This is a genomic window from Acinetobacter sp. ANC_7504, from assembly GCF_056779995.1.
Window position 1 is genome coordinate 60,019 of record NZ_JBWYIZ010000004.1, and the last position, 15,110, is coordinate 75,128.

At 38.6% G+C, this 15,110-nt stretch carries 16 protein-coding genes; 3 read left to right on the forward strand and 13 right to left on the reverse strand.

From position 1 onward, the window contains the following. Positions 1–8: 8 nt before the first annotated feature. The 9 genes from recO to AC1M9F_RS06570 all read right to left on the reverse strand — a co-directional run bounded on the left by recO (position 9) and on the right by AC1M9F_RS06570 (position 7,862). Positions 9–722, reverse strand: coding sequence for a DNA repair protein RecO (gene recO, locus AC1M9F_RS06530; RefSeq protein WP_092767057.1), 714 nt, complete (start codon positions 720–722; stop codon positions 9–11). A 12-nt stretch (positions 723–734) separates the two neighbouring features. Then, entirely contained in the window at positions 735–926 is a 192-nt protein-coding gene (locus AC1M9F_RS06535; RefSeq protein WP_180028433.1) for an NF038104 family lipoprotein, read from the reverse strand. A gap of 26 nt (positions 927–952) precedes the next feature. Then, entirely contained in the window at positions 953–1,981 is a 1,029-nt protein-coding gene (era, locus tag AC1M9F_RS06540) for a GTPase Era (RefSeq protein WP_035267178.1), read from the reverse strand. After that, positions 1,978–2,679, reverse strand: a complete 702-nt coding sequence (gene rnc, locus AC1M9F_RS06545; protein WP_035267179.1) for a ribonuclease III — start codon at positions 2,677–2,679, stop codon at positions 1,978–1,980. Before rnc ends, era begins: the two co-directional genes overlap by 4 nt. Continuing rightward, positions 2,651–3,025: a DUF4845 domain-containing protein gene (locus AC1M9F_RS06550; RefSeq protein WP_035267180.1), complete on the reverse strand. Its 375-nt coding sequence runs from the start codon at positions 3,023–3,025 to the stop codon at positions 2,651–2,653. Before AC1M9F_RS06550 ends, rnc begins: the two co-directional genes overlap by 29 nt. Before the next feature lie 25 nt (positions 3,026–3,050). After that, the gene (lepB, locus tag AC1M9F_RS06555; protein ID WP_481591419.1) at positions 3,051–3,905 is read right to left on the reverse strand and encodes a signal peptidase I; all 855 of its coding nucleotides are present in this window, start codon (positions 3,903–3,905) and stop codon (positions 3,051–3,053) included. A gap of 16 nt (positions 3,906–3,921) precedes the next feature. Then, the gene (gene lepA / locus AC1M9F_RS06560; RefSeq protein ID WP_035267184.1) at positions 3,922–5,739 is read right to left on the reverse strand and encodes a translation elongation factor 4; all 1,818 of its coding nucleotides are present in this window, start codon (positions 5,737–5,739) and stop codon (positions 3,922–3,924) included. Positions 5,740–5,902: 163 nt separating this feature from the next. Then, the gene (locus AC1M9F_RS06565; RefSeq protein ID WP_481595972.1) at positions 5,903–6,364 is read right to left on the reverse strand and encodes an acyl-CoA thioesterase; all 462 of its coding nucleotides are present in this window, start codon (positions 6,362–6,364) and stop codon (positions 5,903–5,905) included. A gap of 112 nt (positions 6,365–6,476) precedes the next feature. Continuing rightward, positions 6,477–7,862: a Do family serine endopeptidase gene (locus AC1M9F_RS06570; protein WP_481597360.1), complete on the reverse strand. Its 1,386-nt coding sequence runs from the start codon at positions 7,860–7,862 to the stop codon at positions 6,477–6,479. Between the two features lie 233 nt (positions 7,863–8,095). Here AC1M9F_RS06570 and nadB point away from each other — a divergent pair, with 233 nt between their 5' ends. Next, a complete protein-coding gene (gene nadB / locus AC1M9F_RS06575) occupies positions 8,096–9,727 on the forward strand; it encodes an L-aspartate oxidase (protein WP_481597361.1) in 1,632 nt (543 codons plus the stop codon). A 35-nt stretch (positions 9,728–9,762) separates the two neighbouring features. On the opposite strand, the gene AC1M9F_RS06580 is transcribed toward nadB, so the two are convergent. The 4 genes from AC1M9F_RS06580 to pabC form a co-directional block, all read right to left on the reverse strand. Further along, entirely contained in the window at positions 9,763–10,182 is a 420-nt protein-coding gene (locus AC1M9F_RS06580) for a PaaI family thioesterase (RefSeq protein ID WP_481597362.1), read from the reverse strand. Between the two features lie 61 nt (positions 10,183–10,243). Beyond that, on the reverse strand, positions 10,244–10,867 hold the full coding sequence (gene tmk / locus AC1M9F_RS06585) for a dTMP kinase (RefSeq protein WP_481597363.1): 624 nt from the start codon (positions 10,865–10,867) through the stop codon (positions 10,244–10,246). A gap of 14 nt (positions 10,868–10,881) precedes the next feature. Next, complete coding sequence (gene mltG, locus AC1M9F_RS06590) at positions 10,882–11,931, reverse strand: endolytic transglycosylase MltG (RefSeq protein ID WP_481597364.1); 1,050 nt, start codon at positions 11,929–11,931, stop codon at positions 10,882–10,884. Positions 11,932–11,936: 5 nt separating this feature from the next. Then, a complete protein-coding gene (pabC, locus tag AC1M9F_RS06595) occupies positions 11,937–12,746 on the reverse strand; it encodes an aminodeoxychorismate lyase (protein ID WP_481597422.1) in 810 nt (269 codons plus the stop codon). A gap of 153 nt (positions 12,747–12,899) precedes the next feature. Between pabC and AC1M9F_RS06600 the strand changes: the two genes are divergently transcribed. Further along, positions 12,900–13,907: a sulfate ABC transporter substrate-binding protein gene (locus AC1M9F_RS06600; RefSeq protein ID WP_481597365.1), complete on the forward strand. Its 1,008-nt coding sequence runs from the start codon at positions 12,900–12,902 to the stop codon at positions 13,905–13,907. 175 nt (positions 13,908–14,082) lie between these two features. Further along, positions 14,083–15,099, forward strand: a complete 1,017-nt coding sequence (locus AC1M9F_RS06605) for a sulfate ABC transporter substrate-binding protein (RefSeq protein ID WP_481589028.1) — start codon at positions 14,083–14,085, stop codon at positions 15,097–15,099. Positions 15,100–15,110 lie beyond the last annotated feature (11 nt).

The window sequence follows — 15,110 nt, forward strand, 5'->3', positions numbered from 1 at the left end:
ACATTTTCCTAATTTGATTTTGATTGAGCGTTTTGAATCCACAATTGACGACTTTTTAGTGGGCGATCACCCAATAATGAAGTAATCATTTGACGATATAATTTATTCAACAATTGTAACTGTTCAGCGTTAAAATCTGTACCATTTTCATAATTTATCATGCTGCGAATTTGCTCACCTGTCAGTGTAGCGGCACTTGAATACTGAACTGGTATGAAGCCTTCGTTTAATTGAAATTGATATTTTTGTGAAGTTAAAATTTCATTTTGGTGTGCATCTATCGAGTAATCAATCGCATAACCAAGCTCTTCTAGAAGTACGTATTCAAATTGACGAAGAATTTGCTTCAAGAATTCGTTAGGATTTGAATGTTGAGCTAATTTTTGTAAACTTTCTAATGTCTTGTGGTACTGTGCAAAAGTATCTGGCATTGCCTCTTCTAATGGACATAATCTCAATAAGATTTCATTTAAATAAAATCCTGAAAAGAATGCATCTCCATGAAAAAAAATAGGATGATTAACAATTTCTAATTTTGTGAAATTTTTTAATTCAGACTTACCTGTCGCTTGGAGTGCGATAGGCTGATATTGTGGTGGTGGAGGTTGTCTTAGTATGCCGTCAACTCGTCCATACTCTTCAGTGAATAAATGGACAATATGACTCCGCTCTCGATACTTTCGATGATGGATTAAGTATCCATGCAAAAGTTCATTTCGCATCGACTAATCTTATTATTTATCTTTCTTTAGTTCTTTTTCATCATCGTCATCACCATCGGGAATAACAGCCCCAACTACTGCTGCAGTACCTTTGACGACTCCTTTGGTGGTTTTATACGCAACTTTTACAGGAACTGTGACAACTTTATGAATGCAACCTTGTAAAACCAAAGCACATACAATTATCGCAACCATCTTCATCATCATCAGCTCCTATAACCGTTTAATCCTTAGATATCACTATACCCTAGGCTTTTTAATGCACGCTCATCATCAGACCAACCGCCTTTGACTTTAACCCAAAGGGTGAGCATGATCTTTTCTTCGAACATTTTTTCCATATCAGCACGTGCATCCATACCAATTTTTTTCAACTTTGATCCTTTTTCACCGATGACAATGGCTTTTTGCCCAGGGCGATCAACAAAAATCGTAGCATCAATATAGGTACAAGCAGGCTTCATACGACCAGTTTTCTCATTTAAAGTCGCTTCTTCTGTTTTAAACGATTCAATTTGAACCGTTAAATCATATGGAAGCTCTTCACCCAGTTGACGCATGATTTTTTCACGAATAATTTCAGAAGCTAAGAAGCGTTCAGAACGATCTGTGAGTTGATCTAGTGCATACAATGGTGGTTGAAACGGTAAGTATTTTTCGATCGTATCTCGAAGATGATCAAGGTTAGCGCCACGCAATGCCGATACCGGAACGATCTCAGCAAAATTCATTAATTTAGTACGTTCTTGAATTAGTGGTAATGCCTGATTTTTATTCTCAAATGTGTCCAATTTATTAATGACCAAGATGACAGGCATTTCGGCATTTTTGAGCTTCTCAAGGACTAATTCATCATTTTGAGTCCATTTGTCAGCGTCTACAACAAATAGTACAAGATTTACATCACGCAAGGCTGAATGAGCTGCACGATTCATCATTTTATTGATAGCACGGACTTCTTTCTTATGCATTCCAGGGGTGTCAACAAATACTGCCTGAGATTTCTCACGCGTATCAATACCCACAATCTTGTGTCGAGTTGTTTGAGGCTTACGAGACGTAATCGAAAGCTTCTGACCCAAAATATGGTTCATTAATGTAGATTTACCTACATTCGGACGACCTACAATTGCTACAAAGCCACTTTTGTAGTCTGAGGGAATTGTAGTACCTTGAGAACTAAAAAATTGATTGATTAAATCATTGCCGCTGTCTTGCGACTCGTGATCAGCATCGATGTGATCGGAATGAGTAGTCATGAAGACTTTTGCTCCAAAAATTTTAAAATTTCCGCCGCTACTGCTTGCTCAGCAAAACGACGACTTGAACCCTCACCCATACATTTTGGCAAGCCTTCAACCATACACTCCACTTTAAAATGTTGGTTTGGTGCATCACCCTGAATATCAACAACCTCATACACTGGGAGAGGTTTTTTACGAGCTTGAAGATACTCTTGTAAACGGGACTTAGGATCTTTCAATTGATCTGTTGGTTCAATATGATCTAAATAAGGTTCATACCATTTCAACACAATTGATTCTAACAACTTTAAATCTTGGCTATCAGTATAAATTGCACCAATAATCGCTTCGACTGTGTCAGCGAGTATCGACTCTCTATGATGACCACCAGATTTTAATTCACCAGTACTGAGTATTAAACTCTGACTAAGTTTCAAATCTGTTGCAATTTTGCCTAACGCTTCTTGTCGAACCAAAGTAGCTCGCATACGCGTCAGACGACCTTCGTTTTCATGTGGATAAGCATGATAAAGGTAATTGGCAATAATCATACCTAACAATGAATCGCCTAGAAACTCTAGGCGTTCATAGTTATGTTTATGGCTAACCGATCGGTGTGTCAATGCAAGTTGAAGTAATTCAATTTTCTTAAACTGATAACCGATGCGACTCAGTAAGCGAGAATCACTTACTTTGAACTGACCTTTGATCAAAACTTTTCTCGAATGTGAGGACTAAATCAATATTAAATAAGAATGGCTTTCTTACTTCATATTTCTTTGTCACTTGTAAACCTTGTTTAGATTTGACAGTCGCAATATCTTTAAACTCAATGTCACGGATATTGTTCATGCTAAATTTCTGCCCCATTGTTGAAGCAAACTGTTGTGGTGTTGTCGCCTTTGAGCTGATTGCAACTTGCTCTTCAATCAATTGATTGATTAGTCGGTCATCCCAATAAGGCTGCCACAATGCTACGAGCACTTTAAGTCCAAATGCCGCAACAATTACCCCTAATAAAATCGCTGTATACGATGCACCACGTTGAGTGTTACGCATTTTTTATTATCCATATATTTGAAGATTACTGAATTTGACCATTACGACTGAATGATGGCAATTTCAAACCAGCTTCTTTATGCATCCATACATAAATTGCTTGTCCTGTTAAATTTGCCTCAGGTACGAATCCCCAGATTCGACTATCAGCACTCTGATCACGGTTGTCACCCATGGCAAAGTAATATCCTTTCGGAACAGTTACTTCCCAGCTTTGACCATTTGTTCTTACAAAGCGATCATTCGCAGTGGCAACATAAGGAAGATCTTGTTTGGTTTGTGCATAATTAAAATGCGCAATAATCGGGTTTTGACCTTCCAAATTACGAACCAAATACTTATGATCACCTAAAGTTTCATAATGATAAATTGAATTTGGCGTGTCTGAAACATCTTTTTCACGATTAAATTCAGTCGATTCCGTTACAACTTTTTCACCATTGATGGTTAATTGATTATTCTCAAAAACGATATGATCACCAGGTAAACCAATAATACGCTTAATATAGCTAATTGATGGGTTTGGTGGATATCTAAATACCGCCACATCACCACGTTCAGGCTCATTGACATTCAACACTTTGGTGTTGCTAATCGGTAAACGAACACCATATTGATATTTGTTCACCAAGATATAATCACCTGTTTCCAATGCCGGAACCATGGATTCAGATGGAATATTATAAGGTTCAAAGAAGAATGAACGCAGCACTAACACAACTGCAAGTACAGGCCAAAAATCATATGCCCATGTAATAATGAAATTTTCATTCCCTTTTCCTTTGGTTGCTCTTTGTTTGAGCACCAATTTATCCAGCAACCACAATCCAAAAAAGATTAGGGTTGCAGGTACGAGAATGAGGTTAAAATCAAAATCCATGGGATATTCCTTGTTGTTATCGCTCTACTTTTAACACAGCTAAGAAAGCTTCTTGTGGGATTTCTACACTACCCACCTGCTTCATACGTTTCTTACCTTCTTTCTGTTTAGCGAGAAGTTTCTTCTTACGTGAAACGTCACCACCATAACATTTTGCCAATACGTTCTTACGCATTGCTTTTACTGTTGAACGCGCGATAATTTGAGCACCAATCGCAGCTTGAATCGCCACATCAAACATTTGACGAGGAATCAAATCTTTCATTTTTTCTACAAGTGCAATACCACGATGACGCGCATCTTGACGGTGACAAATCATTGCCAATGCATCAACTTTTTCACCATTGATCAAGACATCTACTTTTACAAGAGAAGAAGACTCAAAACGGATGAAGTTATAATCTAATGATGCAAAACCACGTGAACATGATTTCAATTTATCAAAGAAATCCATCACGACTTCAGCCATTGGTATCTCAAATGTAATGGCTACTTGGTTTGCCATAAACTTCATATCTTTTTGAACACCACGTCGCTCAACACACAACGTCATTACATTGCCAAGATATTCTTGTGGCACAAGGATATTACATTCTGCGATCGGCTCACGAAGGTCTTCTACAGTAGATCCATCTGGCATTTTTGATGGACTGTCGATATAAACTGTCTCACCACTCTTCATGACAGCTTCGTAAATTACAGTCGGTGCCGATGAAATCAGGTCTAGATCATATTCACGCTCTAAACGCTCTTGAACAATCTCCATGTGCAGCATACCCAAGAAACCGCAACGGAAACCAAATCCTAATGCATCTGAACTTTCAGGTTCAAAGAATAATGCTGAATCGTTAATTTGCAGTTTTTGTAATGCTTCACGGAAAGGTTCAAATTCACTCGAATCAATTGGAAATAAACCAGCATATACCTGTGGTTTAACTTTTTTGAACCCAGGTAAAGTTTCTACTTCCGGCGTTGTAGCAAGTGTAATCGTATCACCAACTGGCGCACCAAAAATATCTTTGATACCAGCAATCACAAAGCCGACTTCACCTGCTTCTAAAATATCAGTTTCTGTATGTTTAGGATTGAAAATACCGACAGAGGTAATGATGTGCGTTTGACCTGTTGATTTCATCAACATTTTATCGCCTTTACGCACACGACCTTGCTTAATACGAACTAAGGATACAACACCTAGATAGTTGTCAAACCATGAGTCAATAATTAAAGCTTGAAGCGGCGCTTCACGGTCACCCGTCGGAGCAGGAATGGTATTCACAAGTGTTTCTAAAACACCTTCGATTCCTAATCCAGTTTTAGCTGAACACGTAGGTGCTTCAGTTGCTTCAATTCCGATAATGTCTTCAATTTCTTGAATAACACGCTCTGGTTCAGCTTGAGGTAAATCAATTTTATTAAGTACTGGAAGAACCTCAAGACCTTGCTCAATAGCTGTATAACAGTTTGCAACTGACTGAGCTTCAACACCCTGAGCTGCGTCAACAACTAAAAGTGCACCTTCACAAGCAGCAAGCGAGCGCGAAACTTCATATGAGAAGTCAACGTGCCCAGGTGTATCAATAAAGTTCAGTTGATATTCTTCGCCATTTGGGTGTGTATAATAAAGCGTCACAGATGCAGCTTTAATGGTAATCCCGCGCTCACGCTCAAGCTCCATTGAGTCTAGAACTTGCGCTTGCATTTCGCGATCTTGCAAACCACCACAGGTCTGAATAAAACGGTCAGCTAAAGTTGACTTCCCGTGATCAATGTGAGCAATGATCGAAAAGTTACGTATATTTTTGATATTTACGGATTTTTTAGCTTGCGCCATGGGTTACCTTGAACAATAAATTGCGCTATGCATGAAATAAAAACTACATAGCAAAAGCTGTTTAACAAATTGCGGACGATTATAGCAGATGGATTTTTCAAAGTATTCATAATAATGAACACCATGTGGTGAAATATTTAATTCGTCCGACTCAAGCAATTCTTTAGTTAGCGGGTAAAGAATAATCTTGAGTGAAATCCAAAGGATTTAATACCTCAGAAATAGGCTGATAAGCTTGAGTAAATGTTGGCGATAATCGTTTAGGTCTGCCTGTCGCAATCTCTACACAGGCCCATTTGGTATTTCCCACAAATAATAATGATTGGTCTGAAGGTCTAAAAAAAGCGTACTGACGGAATGAATACATCGCATTCAAATCATTAAGCCAAGTTCTTAAAATAATTTCATCATTTTCAAAACACGCCTTTCTGTAATTCATGTGATGCTCAACAGCAACCATGGCATGTTTGAGTTCTAGATATTGCTCAACCCCCAAACCCAGTTGTTCAATATGTGCTGTTGCAACATCTTGCATCCATTTTACATACACCACATTATTCACATGACCTAAAATATCAATGTCTTGTGCTGTTGCTTTTATTTTAAGGTCAAAGATTGTACTCACTGTATTCCCTTGTATTGCGTATTCATCATCAACATTCGAAAAGAGTTTAATATAATTTTAGGGTTAAATATAAAAGACCTTGCTATCGCAAGGCCCTTTATTCAATTCATGTTTACTTGATTCTTAATCCGATCATGGCATTTCGCCCTTCACGGATGATACCCACTCGTGCAACGGTATTGGTTTTAAGATTAGCCACCGCTTCCACAAAATCTTGTGTTGTACTTACATTCTTACCATTAATCGAGGTTATCACATCACCAGCCATAATTCGAGATTGTGCCGCCAAACCTCCGCGTACAACCTCTTGAATGTAGACACCACCTTTAACACCAAGACGTGTTTTTTCAACAGGTGCAAGTTCGCGAATCGCAACACCTAGTGTAGGTCCGCGTTTTTTGGCTTCACTTACATTTTGCGCTTGTGCTGGTGTTTCATCTGGTGCTGATGCAAGTGTTGCTGAAATCGTACGTACACGTTCATCGCGTAAGATTTCTAGCTGAATTTTTTGATTTGGCTGTGTTCTATTTAAGTAATTTAGTAGCTCACTCGTTCTTGAAATTGCAGTTCCGTTGTATTTCAAAATAATATCATTTTGCTTTAAACCAGCGCGCTCTGCTGGGGAGTTTGGCGCGATTTCTGTAATTAAAGCACCTTCAGGTTTTGGTAGTTTATAAGCTTCTGCGAGGTTACGATCAATCTCTTGTAAATGAATACCAAGATATGAGCGAGTAACTTTACCAGTTTTCTTTAATTGATCCGCCACATCCATCGCTACATCGATTGGAATGGAGAATGACAATCCCATATATCCGCCAGTACCACTGAAAATACGAGAATTCACACCAATCACTTGACCTTGTTGATTAAACAATGGTCCCCCAGAGTTACCAGGGTTTAATGCGACATCGGTTTGAATAAACGGAACTGATGTTTCACCCAACATATTTCTTGATTTGGCACTGACAATCCCTGCAGAGGCCGAGTATTCAAAACCAAACGGTGAGCCAATGGCGAGAACAGGTTCCCCAACTCTTAATTGGTCGATATTCCCAGTCGAAAGTGCTGGGTAGTTCGTACCTTCAACTTTCAGTAATGCCACATCAGTACGTTCATCACTACCAATAACTTTGGCATCAATCTCGCGACGATCATTTAACATGATGGTGATTTGTGAAGCATTTTCTACAACATGATGGTTGGTAATCAGGTAACCATCACGGCTAATAAAAAATGCACTTCCAAAACCCGTTTTCTCTTGAGGAGCTTGGCGCTGCGGAATAATAATTTGATTGCCGAAGAATCGTTTCAGTAGTTCAGGTACTTGTTGTTGAAGAATTTCTTCTTGTGTCATTTTCTTAACAACATTCACGCTGACGACACCCGGACTTACTCGCTCTACAAGATTTGAAAAGTCAACAGTAGCCGCCGCTTGAGTTTGCACTGCCGCAGTAAAGACTGCAGCAAAAAGTCCTGATGCTATAACGCGATTTTTCATGTTAAGTGAACTCTCATTTATGATTCTTGGATAAAATAATTTTTAGCACAATCAAAATTCTCTGTGCGTAAATAAATGTTTCTATATTAATAGAAAACAATACTTTACTTAAAATATGATTAAAAACTATTAGTTCAAGTGCATAAAAAAAAATTTGATCAATCAAACTCTTGAATTTTGCTTTGAAAAAGAGCCATATTAACGCACTTTTAAAATTCAGTTTGCGAATGGAAATGCCGAAAAATACAAGTGCGCATCAATTTGATGTGATTATTGTGGGCAGTGGCGGTGCGGGTTTAAGTCTAGCACTCTCATTACCTGATCATTTTAATATCGCAGTGTTAGCAAAATCTCATTTGAAAGATGCCAGCACGTATTATGCACAAGGAGGCGTTGCAGCTGTTCTTGATGAGGCTGATTCTATTCAACAACATATTGATGACACGCTCATTGCAGGTGCTTATCTCTGTGAAAAACAAGCTGTTCAACACACGGTTGAAGGAGGAAAACCCTCTGTTGATTTTTTACTGAAACAAGGTGTTAAATTCACACTAGATGATGAAGATAACTTGCATCTCACACGTGAAGGTGGGCATTCTCAGCGCCGCATTATTCATTCCGCAGATGCAACAGGGAAAGCAATTTCAACCACTTTAGTTGAACGGGCACAAGAAAAAAACAATATTCACATCTTTGAAAATTACATTGCGATTGACCTCATTACAGCGCATAAGCTGGGGCATTTGAATCAGGAAAATCGTGCTTTAGGCTTATATGCTTTAGATGAGCAAACCGAGCAAGTGCATACTTTCTTAGCACCATTTACTGCACTGGCATGTGGCGGTGCCATGAAAGCATATTTATATACCTCTAACCCTGATATCGCTACAGGCGATGGTATTGCAATGGCATATCGTGCTGGATGCCGCGTCGCCAATATGGAATTTAATCAATTCCACCCAACCTGTTTATATCATCCTCAAGCACGTTCCTTCTTAATTACTGAAGCAATGCGTGGTGAAGGCGCTTATCTTCGTTTACCTGATGGCGAACGCTTCATGCTTCGTTTCGATGAACGTGCAGAGTTAGCACCACGTGATATTGTAGCTCGAGCTATCGACTACGAAATTAAACGATTGGGTATACGACATGTATGGCTAGATATTACCCACAAATCTCCTGAGTTTATTAAAGAGCACTTCCCTACGTTGTATGCTCGCCTACTCGAGCTGGGTATTGATATCACCAAAGATATGATCCCAGTTGTGCCAGCAGCGCACTACACCTGTGGTGGTGTAGTCGTCGATGAACATAGTCAAACGGACATTCAAGGTCTATATGCGATTGGTGAGACGTCTTATACGGGTTTACACGGTGCCAACCGTATGGCAAGTAACTCACTTTTAGAATGTTTTGTATATGGCATGAGTGCAGCAAAGCATATTCAAGATCAACATCAAAATATTATAGATCACTATGAAGTCCCTGAATGGGATGCTTCTCAAGTCATGAATCCTGATGAAGACGTTGTCATTTTGCAAAACTGGGATGAGTTACGTCAGACCATGTGGAACTATGTAGGTATTGTACGAACGACCAAACGTTTAGAACGTGCATTACATCGCGTTGAAATGCTGAAACATGAAATCACCGAATATTATCAAGATTATCATGTCAGTAAAAATCTAATTGAGCTTCGTAACCTTGTACTCGTTTCTGAGATGATTATTCGTTGTGCGATGCAAAGAAAAGAATCACGCGGATTACATTACACTTTGGACTATCCTGAGCCTTCGCAAGAATTACGAAAAACCGTACTCACCCCACCAAATTTTGAAGTGGAAACACCTTTAGTTGAGGTTTAAGTTCAAAATAAAAAAGCGAGTTCATACTCGCTTTTTTATGCCCTTTTGGGAGGAATTGAGTAAGTCCCAGTAACGTGCGCTATCGGCTCATCGTCCCCAACAGAGTACAAGTAAACCTCTCCGACAACTAGAGCTTTGCCAACTTTCATTAATTTACAAACACCCTTGATGTCACAACCACCTTTGGGTTTTCTAAGAAAGTTTATATTCATATTGGTTGTCACTGTAAGACCTACAATACCAATTTCTCCCAGTATTGCGATATACAACCCATAATCGGCAGCTGTCATCATGGTCGGACCTGAAACTGTCCCTCCAGGTCTTAAATCATTTTCATCAACATGATAAATGACTGTAGCACCACGTGGCTCTACTGACACTATTTCACATTTTTGGAGACTTTGTGGAAATTCGGTTTGTAGGAATTTGAATATTTCTTCTTTATTACTGATCATATTGAGTCTAATCGTTTTTCCATAAACAATGACTCAATATAAATCATATTTGCTTTTTTAATTAGCACTTATGCTCAGCTTTCCATGAACTAATTCGTTCAATTGCATCATTAAATACTTGCTCAGGACTTCGTGTTGCATCAATACGCTTAACACGATTGGGTTCTAACTGATGTAATTCAGCAAATCCTGCGCGTACTTTTTCAAAAAAAGCTGCTTTTTCTTGTTCAAACCGATCCAATGCTCCACGCGCACGCGCTCGTTGCATTCCGAGTTCAGTCGGAGCATCCAACCAAAATGTCAGGTCAGGCATTTTTAGAACAAAGTTTTGGTTTAAAAGCGCTAATTTTTCACGGCTTAACCCACGACCTGCACACTGATACGCGAAACTGCTATCACAAAAACGGTCGCATAACACGATCGAACTATTTTCAAGTGCAGGCATTATAACTTGTTGCAGATGTTGCGCTCGAGCTGCGTACATTAATAATAGTTCAGTATCATTACTCATTCTTTCTTCATGATTTACTGTCAGAAGTACGGAACGAATTTGCTCAGCGAGCGGAGTACCACCTGGTTCACGAGTTAGAACAACTTGCTTTGATTGCTCAAGGAAGTAGTCACGAATTTTATGAATCAATGTCGTTTTACCAACACCTTCTGTGCCTTCAAAGCTAATAAACACGTCTATTTTACCCCTTACTTTTTAGATCGAATCACAGCAAGATATTCTTGAACAGCGCGATTATGGTCATCTAGATTGGTACTGAATTTGTGACCTCCATTTCCAGTCGCCACAAAATAAATATAGTCAGAATGATCTGGATGCATTGCCGCTTCGATCGCTTTATCACTTGGTAATGCGATCGGTGTTGGTGGCAATCCGTAATTCGTATAAGTGTTATATGGTGTTGGCGTTCTTAAATCTTTACGGGTAATGTTACCCGTATATTGATCACCCATACCGTAAATCACGGTTGGATCAGTTTGTAAACGCATACCAATTTTTAATCGACGAACGAATACGCCCGAGACTTTATCTAACTCATGATCAACATTGGTTTCTTTCTCAATGATTGATGCCATGATGAGCGCTTCATATTTATTTTTATACGGCAAATCAGAAGCTCGATTTTCCCAGGCTTTATCTAGCGCCTTCATCTGGTGTTGATACAAATCGGTTAAAATTTTACGATCTGTTTCACCCTTTGCAAAAAAATAAGTATTTGGCGCAAACAATCCTTCTGGATGTGAAAATGAAATATTCAATTCCTTTAATATTTCTGCATCGCTCAAATGAACCAGCTCTTTCGTCACCAATTCATCATTCTTAAGTGCATTTTTTAACTGCTTAAATGTTGTACCCTCAATGACCAAAATTCGATTCAGTTGTGCATTTTCAGAATTAGAAATCATGTCTAGAACTTGACGGACACTCATTCCCTCTTTAACTTCATAAACTCCAGCTTTCATGCTGTCATGAATCATCAATCGTTGATAAATCTTTAAAATAATGGGAAATGAAACTTGTTTATTTTGAGCTAAACGATCAATAAATTGTGAGTAAGTATCACCATGATTAATCGCGAGCATTTGCTTTTTACCCTCTACAGGATAATCCTTCCATAGACTTGTAGATAGAATCATGGTTGCAAGCAACATTAGGCCTGCAATAATGAGTAAAAGCGCTTTAGGTTTAAAGGATGTCTTGCTGTTCTTTTTCTTTGTTGATTTCTGAGGAGAGGACATAAGCTTTAAATCTGATTAAGTTGAAGGTGGTGAAAAAGATCAATACACGCTTGTGTATCTAATCGACGATCATCAAGGCAAGAGGCGATTTTCATTGGGTGGAGCGCATTACAATAAAATACACTTTGAATGTGAGGAAGCTCATTCAAATCAATTACTCTTTTTTGGAACGTTATACCATAATGATTCATGCGCTCCAAAATTTCAGCACGCATCACCCCATGAACGCCATTATAACGAAGTTCAGGGCAAATCCACGTATCATTCAATCGTATAAAGCAGTTGCTGCTGATTCCTTCAACAATATAGCCTTGCACATCTGTAACTAAGGCTTCTTGAAAACCCTTCTCATCAGCTTCCTGCTTTAGTAACACTTGTTCTAACCGATTCAGTGATTTAATTCCCACCAATTGTGGCATGGTTAAACCCATGGCTCGCTCAAGTAAACCACTCACAATGACTTCATAGTGATGATCAGTCACGTTTTGCGGATAATAATACAACCAAAGATCTGCTGAATGATGAGGTAAACTGTATCCTCGTTGCCCCTCGCCACGACTCAGTACAATTTTAATGGTCCCGTTTAATTGATCATACTTTTGCTGTAAATACTGGATAGACTCAGAAATATAGTCAAGATTAGCTTGAAGTGACAATCGCTCAATGGCGGTATTCAATCTTTTTAAATGACGTTCAAATAATTCAATTTTATTATTTCGAATTCTCGCCGTGGTAAAACAGCCATCTCCATAATGGAAGCCTCGATCAAAAATAGATATTGCATCCATTGGCTTGGCATTTTTTAAACAGATCATTTCAAGCAACCTCATTCCGTTCTCATAGTGTAAAAAGTCACTCACAAAATGAATAGCTGTTTTGATCATAACTTTTTCATTTCTTCTTATTTTTTTATTTTAAAAAATTTCCCTATGCTCAAATCATCAAAAAACGACAAACACATAGGAATAATGATGCGTTCTTTTAAAATTGGGGTCATTACAGCTTTACTTTCAGTCACTTCTGTTTCTACACTCGCAAAAGATTTTTTAAATGTTTCATATGATCCAACTCGCGAACTTTATGACAACTTTAATAAAGAGTTTGGAGCATATTGGAAAAAGCAGACTGGTCAAGATTTGAATTTTAAACAATCTCATGGTGGATCTGGTAAACAAGCGCGTGCGGTCATTGATGGCCTAGATGGAGACGTCGTGACTCTCGCACTCGCAGCAGATATTCATGCGATTGCTGAAAAAACCAATTTATTACCAAAAGACTGGCAGAAAAAATTTCCACAGAACTCTACACCCTATACCTCAACCATCGTGTTTTTAGTCAAAAAAGGCAATCCCAAAGGGATCAAAGACTGGGGAGACTTGATTAAAAATGATGTTGGAATTATTACGCCAAACCCTAAGACATCAGGTGGTGCGCGTTGGAATTACTTAGCAGCATGGGCTTGGGCAAAACACCAACCCGGCGGTAACGATGCTAAAGCACAAGAATTTGTACGAAAAATTTATAAAAATACTAAAGTGCTAGACTCTGGTGCACGTGGTGCAACAACAACTTTTGCAGAGCGTGGCATTGGAGATGTACTCCTGGCTTGGGAGAATGAAGCACATTTAGCTCTTCGTGAACAACCTGGAAAATTTGAAATCATTACACCAACACTTTCCATTCTTGCTGAGCCCCCTGTAGCAATTGTTGAGAAAAATGCGCAAAAAGATGGCAACCTCAATGTAGCAAAAGCCTATTTGAATTATCTGTATTCTCCAGCTGGTCAAACCATTGCTGCCAAAAACTTTTATCGACCACGAAATGCAACGGTACTTTCAAAATATCAATCCGTGTTTAAACCTTTAAAATTAGTCACGATTGATAAAGAGTTTGGAGGTTGGACAAAAGTCCAAAAACAACATTTTGATAATGGCGGGATATTCGATCAAATTGTCAAAGCAAACAGTAATAAATAAATTAAGATTTAAGCATTAACTTATCGCTTGCCGATCATATTCATGATCGGCATTTTTTTAACAACACACATAAATCTTTTTTTTTCATATAAAATTCATTTTTTATTATTTTTTATGCATAAAGATTAGATTTATTCTAGCGCCATGTAACAGAATATTTTCTTTTGAGGTTGCCATGCGCTTTTCAGCTAAATTAAAACTTGGGGTTCTCGCAGCTTTTGTTTCAGCTGCTTCGCTTAGCGCTTCCGCTAAAGATTTATTAAACGTCTCTTACGATCCTACTCGTGAATTCTACGTAGAAGTAAATAAAGAATTTGGTGCGTATTGGAAATCTCGGACTGGGCAAAACGTCAACTTTCGTCAGTCACATGGCGGTTCAGGTAAACAAGCGCGTGCAGTCATTGATGGTTTAAATGCAGATGTCGTGACTCTCGCACTGGCAGCTGACATTGATGCGATTGCTGAAAAAACCAATTTATTACCAAAAGACTGGCAGAAAAAATTCCCACAGAACTCTACACCCTATACCTCAACCATCGTGTTTTTAGTCAAAAAAGGCAATCCAAAAAATATTAAAGACTGGGGTGATTTAGTAAAACCGGGTGTGGACATTATTACACCAAACCCTAAGACGTCAGGTGGCGCACGTTGGAATTATTTAGCGGCTTGGGCATGGGCCAAACACCAACCAGGTGGAAATGACGCCAAAGCACAACAATTTGTTCAGCAAATTTATAAACAAACTAAGGTCTTAGATTCAGGTGCTCGTGGCTCAACTACAACTTTTGCTGAACGCGGTATTGGCGATGTTTTGCTTGCTTGGGAAAATGAAGCTCATTTAGCACTGCGTGAACAACCCGGTAAATTTGAAATCGTGACGCCATCACTTTCTATACTTGCTGAACCACCTGTAGCAATCGTTGAAAAAAATGCAGAAAAATCAGGCAATAAATATTTGGCGCAAGGTTATTTGAATTTCCTTTACTCGCCTAAAGGACAACATATTGCCGCAAAGAATTTCTATCGTCCGCGTAATCAAACTGTATTAAAACAATATTCATCAACATTTAAGCCACTGAAATTGGTCACAATTGATCAAGAGTTTGGTGGCTGGGCGAAAGTACAAAAAGCTCATTTTGAGAATAATGGTATTTTTGACCAAATTACTAAAGCCAATAACACAAAAAAATAATCAGTGGAGCA

What these genes read in the sequence shown, in the direction of transcription:
- AC1M9F_RS06535 (WP_180028433.1), bottom strand. Translation starts at nt 926, where the DNA reads ATGATGAAGATGGTTGCGATAATTGTATGTGCTTTGGTTTTACAAGGT.
- AC1M9F_RS06550 (WP_035267180.1), bottom strand. Translation starts at nt 3,025, where the DNA reads ATGCGTAACACTCAACGTGGTGCATCGTATACAGCGATTTTATTAGGG.
- AC1M9F_RS06580 (WP_481597362.1), bottom strand. Translation starts at nt 10,182, where the DNA reads ATGATCAGTAATAAAGAAGAAATATTCAAATTCCTACAAACCGAATTT.
- mltG (WP_481597364.1), bottom strand. Translation starts at nt 11,931, where the DNA reads ATGTCCTCTCCTCAGAAATCAACAAAGAAAAAGAACAGCAAGACATCC.
- AC1M9F_RS06605 (WP_481589028.1), top strand. Translation starts at nt 14,083, where the DNA reads ATGCGCTTTTCAGCTAAATTAAAACTTGGGGTTCTCGCAGCTTTTGTT.
- lepA (WP_035267184.1), bottom strand. Translation starts at nt 5,739, where the DNA reads ATGGCGCAAGCTAAAAAATCCGTAAATATCAAAAATATACGTAACTTT.
- recO (WP_092767057.1), bottom strand. Translation starts at nt 722, where the DNA reads ATGCGAAATGAACTTTTGCATGGATACTTAATCCATCATCGAAAGTAT.
- pabC (WP_481597422.1), bottom strand. Translation starts at nt 12,746, where the DNA reads ATGATCTGTTTAAAAAATGCCAAGCCAATGGATGCAATATCTATTTTT.
- era (WP_035267178.1), bottom strand. Translation starts at nt 1,981, where the DNA reads ATGACTACTCATTCCGATCACATCGATGCTGATCACGAGTCGCAAGAC.
- AC1M9F_RS06600 (WP_481597365.1), top strand. Translation starts at nt 12,900, where the DNA reads ATGATGCGTTCTTTTAAAATTGGGGTCATTACAGCTTTACTTTCAGTC.
- AC1M9F_RS06570 (WP_481597360.1), bottom strand. Translation starts at nt 7,862, where the DNA reads ATGAAAAATCGCGTTATAGCATCAGGACTTTTTGCTGCAGTCTTTACT.
- nadB (WP_481597361.1), top strand. Translation starts at nt 8,096, where the DNA reads ATGCCGAAAAATACAAGTGCGCATCAATTTGATGTGATTATTGTGGGC.
- lepB (WP_481591419.1), bottom strand. Translation starts at nt 3,905, where the DNA reads ATGGATTTTGATTTTAACCTCATTCTCGTACCTGCAACCCTAATCTTT.